Here is a 13640-nt window from a genome sequence, read left to right as displayed (position 1 = left end):
CGTGTGAATCATGGGATTGCGCTGCTTTTTTGAAATTCTATGAATAATCCAGGTTATTTATTGCCGAAAACCACGGATTACCAGCTGTATTTCCGCACAGCGCATGACTTCATGTCCCAAGCGCTGATCCCAACAGAAACTGCGCAACGTTGGATCAACTATTTAAAGTATCAAGCCGATATGAATGTGGCTGAACATCGCCGGGTGCAATTAGGTGCAGTCACCATCAATCAGCCTGCTGTGTTGTTGCGGTTGAGTACCGTCGGGGATGTCGAACGGCGTGAGACTTTGGTGGCACGTTTGATTTATGGGATCCCACCTTTAGATGAGATCGGCGCAAAGACCGTGGCAGGGTTGGCGCAGAGTTTGCAGGCTCGTGGCATGTTGGCGTTAAGTGGTGCGACTGGCAGCGGGAAAACGACGTTGTTGTATCAACTTGCGCAAGTGATCGCCACGGACAAAATGGTCATGACGATTGAAGATCCGGTGGAAATTAAACATGAGAATTTTTTACAACTACAAGTGAATCCGCAAGCTGATATGACTTATGCCAGTTTGTTGAAAGCTGCTTTGCGTCATCGTCCTGATGTGTTGATCATTGGCGAAATTCGCGATTTCGAAACGGCACAAGTGGCTTGTGAAGCGGCGATTTCTGGGCATATCGTGTTGACCACGGTGCATGCGCGCAATGCAGAATTGGTGCCGTTGCGGTTGAAAAGTTTAGGCGTTGATGCAGCGTTAGTCGATGCTGCCGTGGTTGCCAGTGCTTCCGTTAATCTGGTTTTTACGCCGTCACCGCATGCCCAAGTCGAATTGGTGAAATGGAAAGAAGGGGTGATCGATGAAAAAAGTCAACTTGGCTGATCAATTGCGCTTTTGTCGCTTGGTGGCCGAATTGTTGAATGCCGGCTTTAGCTTGAATCAAGCGCTCGTGTATTTGCAGGCTGCGATGCCAAAGAATAAACAACACTGGCAAACGATCCAAGACCAGCTGGCGGCAGGGGTTGAGTTAACCGACAGTTTGCAGGCGGCACATTTTCATCCGTTGATCTTGCAACAAGTGACCTTGGCCCAACAACATGGCCAATTAGCTAATAGCTTGAGTCATGCGGCTGAGTATTTACACCTGCAAGTGAGCAATCGCCGCAAACTCAAACAACTGATGGTGTATCCCAGTGTATTGATGGTGTTACTAGTGAGTTTGCAATTGGTGTTGTGGCTAGGGGTGTTGCCGAGCTTGCAAATGCAAACGACGGTCAATAACTGGTGGCCATTATTGGTCGTGATCAGTGTCCTGATTTTAAGTTTTTGCGGGTGGCTAGGTTTGCGTCGGCTGTCAGCAGTGACGCGCTATCGCATCAGCCAAGTCGTGCCAGTCGTGCGCGGATTGGTCAATAATTACTATCAATACCAGTTTGCTGTTGGTGCGAGTCACTTTTTGGCGGCGGGATTAGAACTGAGTGCCTATTGTGAATTATTAGCAGTATTGTCGGATAGCGTGTTGGCGCATACTGGCCAAGCCGTGGTGGATCAACTTGCGGCAGGCGTGCCGCCAGAAAAAGCTTTGACCCAACGTTTGATTTATCCGCCAATTGCCGAGTTGATTGGGCTAGGTCAAGAACAAACGCTGGTGGCGCATGGCGTTGACCTGTTTGCGCAAGCTTTATTTACGCGCTTGCGCCAGCGCTTTGAACAAGTGATGGCGTTGGTGCAGCCGGTATTGTTTTTGGTGATCGGGGCGCAAATCGTCATGGTTTATGTGGGCATGTTAGGACCGCTTTATAACAGTGTGAATCAATATTAATTTGGAGGATAAGAATGAAAAAACATCGTAAGCAAGGCTTCACGTTGATCGAAGTCCTGGCTGCATTGGGCATCATTATCGTGTTGACATTAACGTTGTTCGTGACCATTCGTGCTCAGCTTCAAAAAGCCAATGATGAGAATTTAAAGTCAGTGGCCGCGGCGATGAATATGCAAATCGCGGTGGCGTATGAGCAAGTGGGGCGCAATGATTCTAACTTTAGCAATATTGCTAGTTTACAGAGTTCCGGAATTATTACTGCAGAACAAGCCGATCAAGCAGCCAAACTTGACTATAATGCTGGTGCGAAGCCACCGGAATTTACAGTCAAATGAGAAAACATGGCTTTACGATCATTGAAATACTGATTGCCTTGTCGATTAGTATCGCAACATTGATCACGACGGTATCTTTTGGCCAAAGGTGGTGGCAACAGCAACAAGAAGCGCAATTTTTTGCTGACTTTCAGCGAGACTGGTCGCAGTTGCGCCAAATGGCGATCGTGGATCAAGTGGATGTTGAAGTGAAATGGGATTTTGACCATCGGCGCTTTTGGTTTGGCACGCTAAAATATGCAGGAAAAGCTTATGTTTATTTGCCAAAGAGCTTATCCATGGATTTTCCCAATCAAGATAGTCAATGGTCACTGGAATATTCTGGTGGCAATTTTACGAAAGAGCAGACTTTGATTTTCTATCGCGGCAGTGCGACTCGCCAAGTAATCTTCACTTGGCAAATGGGATCGGGGGTGTTATTACGTCACGACACATGAAAGGCTTAATGATTGCCGAACACTTGGCGGCCATCAGTGTGTTTGCGTTGGCCATCGTTTGGCTCAGCGGGATCGTGACTTATTCACAGACGCAACTGGCCCCGTTACGCTTGCAAGCTGAAGCCTATCAAGCTGCCAATACGGCATTAGTGACTGGAGACAAGCAAGTGGTGATTGCCGGGATTACTTGGCAAGTGGAGGTGAGTGACAATGCGGTTAAAGTGGTCAATACTGCGACCCAGTACACGCAAACGCTCGGGCGTGACGCTGATTGAAACCATAGTGGCGCTTGGACTATTAGTGGGGATGTTTTTGATGTGGCAACCGGTAGTCAGCAGTTTAAGTCAATTCACTTGGCGTGATGCAGAGGAATTAAACGTTGCGACATTTGAGCAGGTGACCCAACAATTGGTGTCATCAACAGATACCGTGACTGTTGATGAAGGCCGTTTAGTGATCACCAAACCAGCGACGGAAAAAACGATTAAAAATTATTCTGGTAAAAGCGGTGACTTATTAATTTTTACCCGGGCAAATAATGAAGGCTATGAACCGGTATTAACGGATGTGGCAGCAGTCGCCTGGACTGAAGTTGACCATGCGGTGAAATATACGGTCACCATGAAAAGCGGCCGCATCTATGAAGGAGTGATCGTCGATGGCGAAAAAGCGCGGTAGTGCACTCTTGTCAGCATTACTGATTTTATTTGTGGTGACCTTATTTTCACTGGCGGCCATGCAACAAATCGCGCAGTGGCAAGCAGGGTATCAAAGCTTGTTGAAGCATGAAAAAGAGACCTTCAACACCCGGTTTGACGATTGGTCCCGCCAGCAAAGTGCTGCCACCAGTGATACAAAAGACTAGCTGTTTACAGAAAAACAGGTCTGTATTGAAACACACGCGCCACTTGAGTATCATTGAGAAGAAATGAAACGGAGGGTCTCAAGTGGCAAACGAACAATTAAAACAGCTTTATGATGTGTTAGACGATACCACCGCCTTGCTGCACAAAACGCTGGGCAGCACTTATTTGGATGCGGCGATCGAATCCGGCGAGAACTTGATGGCACACACAGTTCATCAAGAAGACGGTTTACCCAGTCAAGCAACAGTCGATAAATTGACTGAACAATATGCAACCATCGACCTGAGTGACTATTCGGCTGAAGAATTGCGCCAGGCCTTGCAATTGGTTTTGGTCAAAGCCGTCCAAACTGACGGCATCGAGCCTAACAAGCAAGTCACGCCAGATGCCATGGCCAGCTTGGCAACTTTTGTGGCGACGACCTTCCACGCCAACATGCCAGAAACCATGACCGTCGCCGACCCAACCGTTGGCAGTGGGAACTTGTTGTATGCAGTGATGAATCAGCTACATGCCGCTAAAAACGTTACGGTTAAAGGTGTTGGCATCGACAATGATGACACGCTGTTAGCCTTTGCTGACATGAGTGCTGGCTTACAACATCTCGATGTCCAACTTTTTCACCAAGATGCCTTGGCTGATTTACCCGTCACCAACGCTGATTTGGTGATCGCCGACTTACCAGTGGGTTATTATCCGTTAGATGAACGCGCGAAAACCTTTGAAACTGCGGCAGAATCCGGGCATTCTTATGCGCATCATTTGTTGATCGAACAAAGCTTGAAAATGTTGAAGCCTGGTAGTTTCGGCTTCTTTTATGTGCCAGCCAACGTGTTTAAGTCCAAAGAAGCAGCTGGACTCACCGCGTGGATGACGAAAGCGGCGCATTTTCAAGGGCTGTTGAACTTGCCAGAAAGCTTGTTTGCTGATCCTGCCGCGCAAAAGTCGTTATTGATTCTGCAAAAACCAGGTGAACACACCAAACAAGCCTCACAAGTTTTACTGGGGACTTTCCCAGACTTGTCCGACCGCAAAGCATTTACCGAATTTATCGCTAGCGTCCAAGCTTGGGCCAAAGCGAACTTAGCATAGGAGGATCCATGGCAAAAATTCTTGCGATCAATGCCGGCAGTTCAACGCTGAAGTGGCAACTATTTTTAATGCCTGAAGAAAAAGTCTTGGCCAAAGGCTTGATCGATCGCATGGGGATGCGGCAATCAAGCATCACCATGAGTGTCAACGACCAAGTGGTGATCAAACGCGATCAAGATATGCCCACCATTGCCGCAGCAGTCGCAGCAGTGATGAATGCCTTGAAAGAATCAGGCGTGATCCATGATTTGACCGAGCTGAAAGGGGTTGGCCATCGGATCGTTGCCGGTGGGGAAGTCTTTTCCGAATCTGCGATTTTAGATCATCAAGCGTTAGCCCAAGTGGATGCGTTAGCAGAATATGCACCGCTGCACAATCCGCCAGAAGCGGCGGCGGTCCGGGCTTTTGCCCATCGTTTGCCACGCGTGCCGCAAGTTGGCGTGTTTGACACGGCCTTTCATGCCAGCATGCCAGCGGTGAATTACCGTTACGCCATCAAACAAGAATTTTATGAACAGTTTGGCGCGCGGAAATATGGCGCACATGGCACCAGCCATCGCTATGTGGCTAGTCGCGCTGCGGCGTTATTAAACCGACCGTTAAATGAGCTGAATTTAGTGTCGATGCATTTAGGCTCAGGCGCTTCAGTCACTGCGATCAAAAACGGCCGTTCTTATGACACCTCGATGGGCTTTACGCCAGTGGCAGGCTTGGCGATGAGTACCCGCAGTGGGGACATTGATCCGTCACTCGTGTTATTTTTAATGCAGAAATTGCATTTGCATGATCCGCAAAAAATGATCGATATCTTAAACCGTGAATCAGGTTTGTTGGCGTTGTCTGGTTTGTCGCCTGATATGCGCGAACTGCAAGCTGCTGCGCCCAATAATCCTGATGCCCGCTTGGCGTTGGATGTGTTCAATAATCGCGTGATCAAATACGTCGCCAGCTATTTAGCGGAGTTGGGACACGCAGATGGTTTGATTTTCACCGCTGGTATTGGCGAACATGATGAAGATGTGCGTCGAGAAGTCATCGCCGGCCTCAGCATTTTCGGCGTGAAACTCGATGAACAAGCCAACCGCGATCCGCATGGGGAAACCTTGATTTCAACGCCAGATTCCACGATCCCCGTGTTTATGATCCCGACCAATGAAGAGCTGATGATCGCGCGCGACGTGATGCAGTTGGTTTAAGTTGAAAGCTAGCTTGGCGACAAGTTGTCGCGGACGCTAGCTTTTTATATGCACAAATATGATAATAAGACTATTACCTATCAACGGAGGATCGCCATGAGTTTTTGGAGTATCGGCTATATTGTGATTTTTATCATCGCTTTGAGCGTGACGATTTGGTTTCGCACCAAAATTACCATCAAAGCTGCACCGCGCTGGTTTTGGCGGTGGTTTTATCTGGTCGCCGCGGCCATGGTGGCAGCAGTGACTTATTTCACCGCCAACGACTTTGATGGGCTGGTGTCAGGTGGTTTTATTGCCGCCATGTTTTTAGTGTTTGCCTTGTGGCAGCGCGGGTTAACGCAAGATTCAGTCATCAATGGGTTAGGGTCGGTGCGCCAATATCGCGTTTTGACGGCAATTCAACTCCAACCCCTGGATGATGGCTGCTTATTGGCCGCGATGGTGGGCAGCGTGGCGGTGGTGCGATTGAAGTTTGATCGGCCAGTTGACGACATCGCCAAATTTTTACGGCAAAAAATGGATCCGAAACGCGTGGTGATCGTATCCTGAAATCGTTATCTGTTTGTAATTTATGAACAGGCGTGTATAATTCTTGTTATGTCTGGAGGGAAAGCATGCAAGAGTCTGAAAACCAAGAGTTAGCACGCAATTTGAAAAGTCGCCATATTCAATTGATGGCGATCGGCGGGACCATCGGCACTGGATTATTTCTCGGTGCCGGCCAATCCATTCATTTGGCTGGTCCGTCGATTTTATTAGCTTATTTAATGGCTGGCGGCATGTGCTTTATGTTGATGCGCGCGCTTGGCGAATTGTTGATGTCTGACCTTTCCCAGCATTCGTTTATCGACTTTATCAAAAAGTATCTCGGCGATTCCTGGGGCTTTGTGACCGGATGGACGTACTGGATATGCTGGGCGGCGTTGGCGATGGCTGAAGTCACTGCGGTGGGGACTTACATTCGCTTTTGGCTGCCGAATGTTGCCCAATGGATCCCAGGTCTATTGACCTTAGTGATTTTATTATTGGTCAACTTGATTTCCGTTGGCTTATTCGGAGAAGCGGAATTTTGGTTCGCATTGATCAAAGTGGTGGCCATCATTGCCTTGATCGCTATTGGCATCGTGTTGATCGGCACCAGTTACAAAACGCCTAGTGGCCACGCCAGTTTAGCCAACTTGGTGAACTATGGGGGCTTTTTCCCCAAAGGCGCCAGCGGGTTTTTCATGGCGTTTCAAATGGTGGTGTTCTCCTTTACTGGGATCGAATTAGTCGGCTTGACGGCTAGTGAAACGGCTGATCCGAAAAAAACCATCCCAGATGCGATCAACAAGTTGCCAATTCGCGTGATTTTGTTTTACATCGGGGCACTGCTGGTGATCATGGCCATTTATCCTTGGAACACGGTTTCGGCGAATAACAGTCCGTTTGTCACGGTGTTTTCCAATATCGGGATCAATGCGGCGGCGGATATCGTGAACTTTGTGGTGTTAACTGCCGCAGCGTCGGCATGTAACTCTGGCTTATATTCCACCGGGCGGATGTTGTTTTCCTTGTCGCTGGAAAGCAAATCACCACGCTTGCACCGCATGTCCAAATTATCACGCCGCCAAGTGCCATCGCGCGCCTTAATTGCCAGTGCCGCGGTGATCGGGATCGCAGTGATTTTAAACATCTTCCTGCCGGCTTCTGTCTTTACGTTAGTGACCAGTGTGGCCACCATCAGCTTTTTGTTTGTTTGGGTGATGATCGTATTGACCCACTTGAAGTTCCGCAAAGCGCATCCTCAAGGTGGCGACTTTAAAGCGCCATGGCATCCGTTCGGGGATTATTACGTCTTAGCCTTTTTAGCGATGGTGGTGATCGTGATGTTGTTCAGTCGCGAAACGGCGATTGCCGAAGGTTTGGCAGTGATTTGGATCGGGAGTTTATATTTCACTCGCAAACATCGTCATCAAAAATCACGCAAATGAGTCGCATATTTTTCCTTACGTCGCTACATCGCAAGATGAGGCGACTATTTTTTTACGTAAAATTCACGACGCCCAATTTTTCGATTTTGAAAACTTTCCGTGAACGTTGACAGACCAAATATAATTGAAAATATTCAAGTTGTCATAATAATATTTTTGTACATGACAATGTGGACATTAAAGCCTTTATAAAACAGGATTAATTTGCTTGTTTCAAAAATAGGAGTTAACATAAAGCTACCACCGATTTTCTGAAAGGAGTCTGTTTATGAACACTGTCACGTTAAAAGTCTCGGATCAAGCCATCGATATCAACAACTTGGCTGATGCGAGTGCGCCGAGTCAAATGCGGATTGCCTATGATCCCAAGCTTTCAATTGGCAAGAATCTGGAAAATATTCGTATTGCGTTGGTGGGCATTGATTTTGATGCGATCATCATTGAAAATCCCCTGAGTTATACCTTTTCCGATACCGTCGTGGGCTTGAATCATCAGCGCATCGATATCGGCTTGGCGTTGATGAACATGTTCAACAAGCCTGTCGTGGCAGCGCCCACGGTTCGGACCTTAGGCTTGAAGCAGGCCATCGCAGAAAAGCGGGATCACGCCAGTTGGCATTTGGATTACTACGGGCAATATGCAGGGGCCAGAAATTTCGGGCAAGAAGCGATGTTGACCATCGGCAATGGTTTTTTAGGATTGCGCGGGGCGTATGTTGAAGCCAATGCGGATGACGATAATTATCCAGGCCTTTATGTGGCTGGCATGTACGATCAAACCACCACCCAAATCAACGGTCAGGCGATCGTGAATGAAGACTTGGTCAATTTACCCAATGCACAATATTTAAGTTTTGCGATCGATCACGGCCAACGCTTCACCATCAAAAAGTCTGACATCACCGATATTTATCGCAGTTTGGATCTCAAAACCGGCCAACTGCACACCACGATGTTGGCTTCGCTGGCAACGGGCCATCAGTTGATGATCGAAACCGTTAAAGTCGCGGATATGCAGCACTACCATCAATTTGCCATTCGCTATCGCCTGACGCCGTTGAATTTTGCCGGGACGTTAAGTGTCTTTGCTGGCATCGATGGCCGCGTCACCAATCAAAACGTCGCCAGGTATGCGCCGTTTGATTCACAACATCTCCAAGTCACTGGGCTGCAAAGTGACGCCAATTTAGGCATGTTGACCGGCACCACCAAACATAGTCAGCTGCATTTTGCCATCACCAGTCGCTTTGATGGGCATGGCGAAGTCACCACCAAAGCCCAAGGCCAAACGTTGTTACAACAAGTTGATCTCAATGTAGCGCCAGGGGAAAGTATTGTCGTTGAAAAAACTGTCGGTGTTTATACCAGTCGCGAAACTGCAACAGATGTCAATGCCACTGCTTGGCAACACGGGCGCGACGGTGGTTTTAATGAAGCAGCGGCGCACACCGATCAATTTTTACAACAAGTCTGGGCTAAAGGTGATGTGCAAGTGGCCCCAGATGTCACCAGCCAAAAATTATTACGCGTCAATATTTTTCAACTGTATGTGTCCGGCGCGGCGCTGGCGACTGGCGATTTAGACGCGTCGATCGGCGCGCGCGGCCTTCACGGTGAAGCGTATCGCGGGCATATTTTCTGGGATGAGATCTACATGATGCCATATCTGGCCGCCCATGCCCCTGCAGTTGCCAAAGCGATGTTGACATATCGGGCCAAGCGCTTGCCGCAAGCCCAACAAGCGGCGCGTGAACTAGGCTACCAAGGCGCCATGTATCCTTGGCAATCAGGTGCTGATGGCAGCGAACAATCCCAACGCCTGCATTTGAATCCGTTGACCAATCAATTTGACCCGGATGAATCCAATCGCCAACGGCATGTCAGCTTGGCGATCGCGTATAACGTGTGGTTGTATGATCATTTAAATCAAGACGCTGAGTTTATGCAAACCAGTGGTGAAAAAATGGTGGCTGAAATCGGGAAATTTTGGTTAAGCAAAGCCGAGTTAGATCCGCAAACCAAGCGCTATCACATCAAAGGCGTGATGGGGCCAGATGAATTCCATGAAAACTATCCGCATGCCAAAACTAAAGGCCTGACGGATAATGCTTACACCAATGTGATGGTGGCTTGGCTGTTTCAGTGGTTGCAACAACTCAAACCTAAGGACTTGACCCCGGCACAACTCAAACAAATGGATCACGTGCGGCGGCATTTGACCTTAGACATCAATGATGACGGCATTATCGGCCAGTTTGCTGGTTACTTTAAACTGGCGCGGTTGAGTTTTGATGATTATCACAAACAATATGGCGATATTTCGCGCTTGGATCGGATCTTAAAAGCAGAAGGCAAAACGCCTGATGCCTATCAAGTGGCCAAGCAAGCTGATACCTTGATGGCATTTTACTTGTTGGATGAACCAGTCGTCCATCAGTTGATCACCGATATGGGCTACAGCTTGCCGAAAAATTATGCCGAACAGAATTTACAATATTATTTGGATCGCACGACGCATGGCTCAACGCTATCACGTATCGTGTATGCCTTATTGGACGCCCGGGCTGGTCGCGTTGACCAATCATGGTCGCTGTACCATCAAGCTTTGCTTTCAGATTATTACGATATTCAAGGCGGCACGACGGCAGAAGGCTTACATCTCGGCGTGATGGGCGCCACCATCGATGTGGCCACGCGAGTGTATGCCGGCGTTGACCCACTGGGCGACACGTTAAGCATCGATCCGAACTTGCCCAAAGCTTGGACGTCGATGCAAGTCACGCAAGACTTTCATGGGGCGCGGGTGGTGTTGACGATCACAACTCAAGCAGTAGCGGTGGTTGCCGATCACGATTTAACCGTGTTGATCCAAGGCCAGCAACAACAGATCACAGCAGGCAAAATGCACCGCTTTATGTTGAGAAAGGAAGACGCACATGACCAATTTTAAAGCCCTTAAAGGCGTATTGTTTGATTTAGACGGGGTGATTTGCGACACTGCTCGCTTGCATGCCCAAGCATGGTCGGCGATTGCCAAAAAGGTGGGCACCACTTGGACCCCGCAGTTGCAAGCAAGCCTTGCCGGGATCGATCGGATGCATTCCCTGGATTTGATCATTCAAGCCGGGAATGGTCAACACCAATTTTCTGAAGCTGAAAAACAAGCCTTGGCGACAGAAAAAAACACCCAATACTTAGCGTTAGTCGCAGATCTCAAACCGACAGACATTTTGCCTGGCGTTCGCATCTTTTTAGATCAATTGCAACAACACGGCTATCAAATCGCCTTAGCCTCTTCGTCTAAAAATGCCCCGTTAGTCTTAAAGCACCTCGGGTTATCAGATTTCTTCTCTGAAGTGGTAGATCCTGCCACCTTGACGCATGGCAAACCAAATGGTGAAATTTATGCTAAAGCTGCGGCTTTATTAAACCTGGAACCTGCGCAATGTTTGGGGATCGAAGACGCGGCGGCAGGCGTTGACGCTATTAATAATGCTGGCGCAGTGTCTGTTGGCATCGGGGATGCGCAAACTTTAGCTAAAGCGGATGTGGTGTTCCCAAGCACCGCTGAATTGACTTTGGCGAATATTGAACGTGGATTGGCAGGTGAAGCGCGTGGCTAAAGCACTGGTGTTTTTTGATTTAGATGGGACGCTGTTACAAGCGGATAAATCAGTTTTGCCAGAAGTTGCTCAAGCGGTTCAAGATCTACGCAAAAATGGGGTCGAACCAGCGATCGCAACTGGCCGCAACGTGTTTGAAGTGCAATATGTGTTAGATGCGACTGGTATCGATACCATCGTGGCCGCTAATGGCAGTTATGTGCAAGCCCATGGTCGCGTGGTGCATCAAACCTTGTTGGATCCGCAAGTGGTGATCAAATTTAATGCCTATTGTGCCGCACATCAAGATCCAGTCGGCTGGTACAACCAATCAGGTTTTGCCTTGAGTGCTCAAAATGACGATACCATCGCCAATTATCAATTGTTGCAACTCAACGCTCAAGTCGACCCCGATTGGTATGCCGACCATCACGTGAATTTTATGTTCGTCTTTGAACGCGATCAAGACGACACCTTGCCCCAGCTGTTTCCAGAACTCAGCATGGTGCGCAACAATCCACGCGGTTTAGACGTGATGCAACAAGGTGTGACCAAAATGTCTGGCATTCGGCAATTGTTGAGTCAGCCAGATTTTGTCGATATTCCCACTTATGCGTTCGGTGATGCGCAAAATGATCTGCCAATGTTTGCTGGTGTCGATCATCCGATCGCCATGGGCAATGGGCAAGCGGAAAACAAAAAGCAAGCTGAGTTTATTACCACGGCCAATGATGACCATGGCATCGTCAACGGCTTGAAACATTTCAACTTAATTTAATCGCTGAGCACCTCGACTAATCTGGAGGTGCTTTTTGTTTGCATCGTGGTGGTATACTGATCCTGTATCCGCATACAACAGGAGGTAAATCATGGCTAAATTACCAAAATATTTCTTATGGGGCGGCGCTGTCGCTGCCCATCAACTTGAAGGGGCCTGGCAAGCAGGCGGCAAGGGGATGTCGATCGCTGACGTGATGACCGCCGGCTCCAATACCCAACCGCGCGAAATTACCAATGGGGTCTTACCAGGGAAGAATTATCCCAATCACGAGGCAATCGATTTTTATCATCATTACAAAGAAGATATCGCGTTGTTTGCGGAAATGGGCTTCAAGGCTTTTCGCACCTCGATTGCTTGGGCGCGGATCTATCCCAACGGCGATGAACTTGAACCCAACGCTGAAGGACTGAAGTTTTACGATGATTTATTTGCTGAATGTCACAAATACGGCATCGAGCCAGTGGTGACGTTGGCCCATTTTGAAATGCCTTATCATTTGGTCACGACATATGGTGGCTGGCGCGATCGCCGTTTGATCGACTTTTTCCTGCGCTTTGCCAAAACGTGCTTCACGCATTTCAAAGATAGCGTCAAGTATTGGATGACTTTTAACGAAATCAATAACCAATGCAACTACATGCGCGACTTTTCGATGGCCACGAATTCTGGCTTGATTTTCTCGCCAGATGCCACGCCAGCAGAACATGAAGCCACCATGTATCAAGCCAGCCACTATGAACTGGTAGCTTCAGCTTTGGCAGTGGCTGCTGGGCATGAAATCAATCCCGACTTTAAAATCGGTTCGATGATCAACTTCACCCCACAATATCCCGCTTCCAGCAAACCAGAAGATGTGCTCATGGCGCAAAAGGCGATGCAAAAGCGGTTCTGGTGGGAAGATGTGCAAACCTTTGGCAAGTATCCGCGCTTTATGGAAGCTTTCTTCAAGCGCACTGGCTTGCGGCCTGATATCACCGAGCAAGATCGTCAGGACTTAGCAGCCGGTAAAGTGGATTACATCGGTTTTTCCTATTACAGCTCTAACACTGTCGCCGCGAGTGCTGACAATCCGTGGTATGATTTCGACGGCGTCAAGGCTGAAGTCAAAAATCCGCATTTGCAAACGAACGACTGGGGTTGGACCATTGATCCCGTTGGCTTGCGCTACAGCATGAATTGGTTGAGCGAGCGTTACGACTTGCCATTGATGATCGTCGAAAATGGCTTAGGGGCTTTTGATCACGTGGAACCGGATGGCAGCATTCATGATCCATACCGCGTGGCTTATCTCAAAGCCCACATTGAACAAATGATCAAAGCCGTTGACGAAGATGGCGTTGATTTATGGGGCTACATGCCTTGGGGTTGTATCGATTTGGTTTCGGCAGGCACTGGCCAAATGGATAAACGTTATGGTTTCATTTATGTCGATAAAAACGATGCCGGGGTTGGCACTTTGAAACGTTCACGTAAAGATTCCTTTAAGTGGTATCAACACGTGATCGCCACCAATGGCGAAGACCTCGCATAACTTAAAAAGCCGCGTCAGTA

General features: G+C 48.3%; 15 protein-coding genes. All 15 read left to right on the top strand.

Annotation, left to right across the window (positions count from 1 at the left end):
* Positions 1-39: 39 nt before the first annotated feature.
* The 15 genes from FD01_RS06190 (at position 40) to FD01_RS06120 (ending at position 13620) form a co-directional block, all read left to right on the top strand.
* Positions 40-864 (top strand): ATPase, T2SS/T4P/T4SS family, encoded by an 825-nt coding sequence (locus FD01_RS06190; RefSeq protein WP_056963251.1) that lies wholly within the window; start codon positions 40-42, stop codon positions 862-864.
* Positions 842-1804, top strand: coding sequence for a type II secretion system F family protein (locus FD01_RS06185; RefSeq protein ID WP_056963248.1), 963 nt, complete (start codon positions 842-844; stop codon positions 1802-1804). The genes FD01_RS06190 and FD01_RS06185 overlap by 23 nt, the downstream gene beginning before the upstream one ends.
* Positions 1805-1818: 14 nt before the next feature.
* Positions 1819-2139 carry a type II secretion system protein gene (locus FD01_RS06180; RefSeq protein WP_056963247.1) on the top strand — a complete coding sequence of 107 codons (321 nt, stop codon included), beginning with the start codon at positions 1819-1821 and terminating at the stop codon, positions 2137-2139.
* Positions 2136-2576, top strand: a complete 441-nt coding sequence (locus tag FD01_RS06175; protein ID WP_056963245.1) for a prepilin-type N-terminal cleavage/methylation domain-containing protein — start codon at positions 2136-2138, stop codon at positions 2574-2576. Before FD01_RS06180 ends, FD01_RS06175 begins: the two co-directional genes overlap by 4 nt.
* A complete protein-coding gene (locus FD01_RS06170) occupies positions 2573-2851 on the top strand; it encodes a hypothetical protein (protein ID WP_054715752.1) in 279 nt (92 codons plus the stop codon). The genes FD01_RS06175 and FD01_RS06170 overlap by 4 nt, the downstream gene beginning before the upstream one ends.
* A gap of 40 nt (positions 2852-2891) precedes the next feature.
* The gene (locus FD01_RS06165; RefSeq protein WP_056963243.1) at positions 2892-3254 is read left to right on the top strand and encodes a ComGF family competence protein; all 363 of its coding nucleotides are present in this window, start codon (positions 2892-2894) and stop codon (positions 3252-3254) included.
* The gene (locus FD01_RS06160; protein ID WP_054715758.1) at positions 3235-3441 is read left to right on the top strand and encodes a hypothetical protein; all 207 of its coding nucleotides are present in this window, start codon (positions 3235-3237) and stop codon (positions 3439-3441) included. The genes FD01_RS06165 and FD01_RS06160 overlap by 20 nt, the downstream gene beginning before the upstream one ends.
* A gap of 82 nt (positions 3442-3523) precedes the next feature.
* Entirely contained in the window at positions 3524-4534 is a 1011-nt protein-coding gene (locus FD01_RS06155; protein ID WP_054715759.1) for a class I SAM-dependent methyltransferase, read from the top strand.
* Between the two features lie 8 nt (positions 4535-4542).
* The gene (locus tag FD01_RS06150) at positions 4543-5730 is read left to right on the top strand and encodes an acetate/propionate family kinase (protein ID WP_056963241.1); all 1188 of its coding nucleotides are present in this window, start codon (positions 4543-4545) and stop codon (positions 5728-5730) included.
* A gap of 96 nt (positions 5731-5826) precedes the next feature.
* A complete protein-coding gene (locus tag FD01_RS06145) occupies positions 5827-6282 on the top strand; it encodes a hypothetical protein (protein WP_056963239.1) in 456 nt (151 codons plus the stop codon).
* Between the two features lie 65 nt (positions 6283-6347).
* Positions 6348-7706, top strand: coding sequence for an amino acid permease (locus tag FD01_RS06140; RefSeq protein WP_056963237.1), 1359 nt, complete (start codon positions 6348-6350; stop codon positions 7704-7706).
* Positions 7707-7974: 268 nt separating this feature from the next.
* Positions 7975-10656 (top strand): glycoside hydrolase family 65 protein, encoded by a 2682-nt coding sequence (locus FD01_RS06135; protein WP_056963236.1) that lies wholly within the window; start codon positions 7975-7977, stop codon positions 10654-10656.
* Positions 10643-11329 (top strand): beta-phosphoglucomutase, encoded by a 687-nt coding sequence (gene pgmB, locus FD01_RS06130; RefSeq protein WP_056963234.1) that lies wholly within the window; start codon positions 10643-10645, stop codon positions 11327-11329. The genes FD01_RS06135 and pgmB overlap by 14 nt, the downstream gene beginning before the upstream one ends.
* Positions 11322-12086, top strand: coding sequence for a Cof-type HAD-IIB family hydrolase (locus FD01_RS06125; RefSeq protein ID WP_056963255.1), 765 nt, complete (start codon positions 11322-11324; stop codon positions 12084-12086). Before pgmB ends, FD01_RS06125 begins: the two co-directional genes overlap by 8 nt.
* 91 nt (positions 12087-12177) lie before the next feature.
* Positions 12178-13620: a 6-phospho-beta-glucosidase gene (locus FD01_RS06120; RefSeq protein ID WP_056963232.1), complete on the top strand. Its 1443-nt coding sequence runs from the start codon at positions 12178-12180 to the stop codon at positions 13618-13620.
* Positions 13621-13640 lie beyond the last annotated feature (20 nt).

It is taken from the genome of Lacticaseibacillus manihotivorans DSM 13343 = JCM 12514 (genome assembly GCF_001435035.1).
Taxonomy (GTDB): Bacteria; Bacillota; Bacilli; order Lactobacillales; family Lactobacillaceae; genus Lacticaseibacillus; species Lacticaseibacillus manihotivorans.
This window is presented reverse-complemented; position numbering and strand designations above follow the sequence as displayed.

Coding starts and splice junctions, on each gene's coding strand:
- FD01_RS06190 (WP_056963251.1), top strand. CDS start 40: ATGAATAATCCAGGTTATTTATTGCCGAAAACCACGGATTACCAGCTG.
- FD01_RS06185 (WP_056963248.1), top strand. CDS start 842: ATGAAAAAAGTCAACTTGGCTGATCAATTGCGCTTTTGTCGCTTGGTG.
- FD01_RS06180 (WP_056963247.1), top strand. CDS start 1,819: ATGAAAAAACATCGTAAGCAAGGCTTCACGTTGATCGAAGTCCTGGCT.
- FD01_RS06175 (WP_056963245.1), top strand. CDS start 2,136: ATGAGAAAACATGGCTTTACGATCATTGAAATACTGATTGCCTTGTCG.
- FD01_RS06170 (WP_054715752.1), top strand. CDS start 2,573: ATGAAAGGCTTAATGATTGCCGAACACTTGGCGGCCATCAGTGTGTTT.
- FD01_RS06165 (WP_056963243.1), top strand. CDS start 2,892: ATGTGGCAACCGGTAGTCAGCAGTTTAAGTCAATTCACTTGGCGTGAT.
- FD01_RS06160 (WP_054715758.1), top strand. CDS start 3,235: ATGGCGAAAAAGCGCGGTAGTGCACTCTTGTCAGCATTACTGATTTTA.
- FD01_RS06150 (WP_056963241.1), top strand. CDS start 4,543: ATGGCAAAAATTCTTGCGATCAATGCCGGCAGTTCAACGCTGAAGTGG.
- FD01_RS06145 (WP_056963239.1), top strand. CDS start 5,827: ATGAGTTTTTGGAGTATCGGCTATATTGTGATTTTTATCATCGCTTTG.
- FD01_RS06140 (WP_056963237.1), top strand. CDS start 6,348: ATGCAAGAGTCTGAAAACCAAGAGTTAGCACGCAATTTGAAAAGTCGC.
- FD01_RS06135 (WP_056963236.1), top strand. CDS start 7,975: ATGAACACTGTCACGTTAAAAGTCTCGGATCAAGCCATCGATATCAAC.
- pgmB (WP_056963234.1), top strand. CDS start 10,643: ATGACCAATTTTAAAGCCCTTAAAGGCGTATTGTTTGATTTAGACGGG.
- FD01_RS06120 (WP_056963232.1), top strand. CDS start 12,178: ATGGCTAAATTACCAAAATATTTCTTATGGGGCGGCGCTGTCGCTGCC.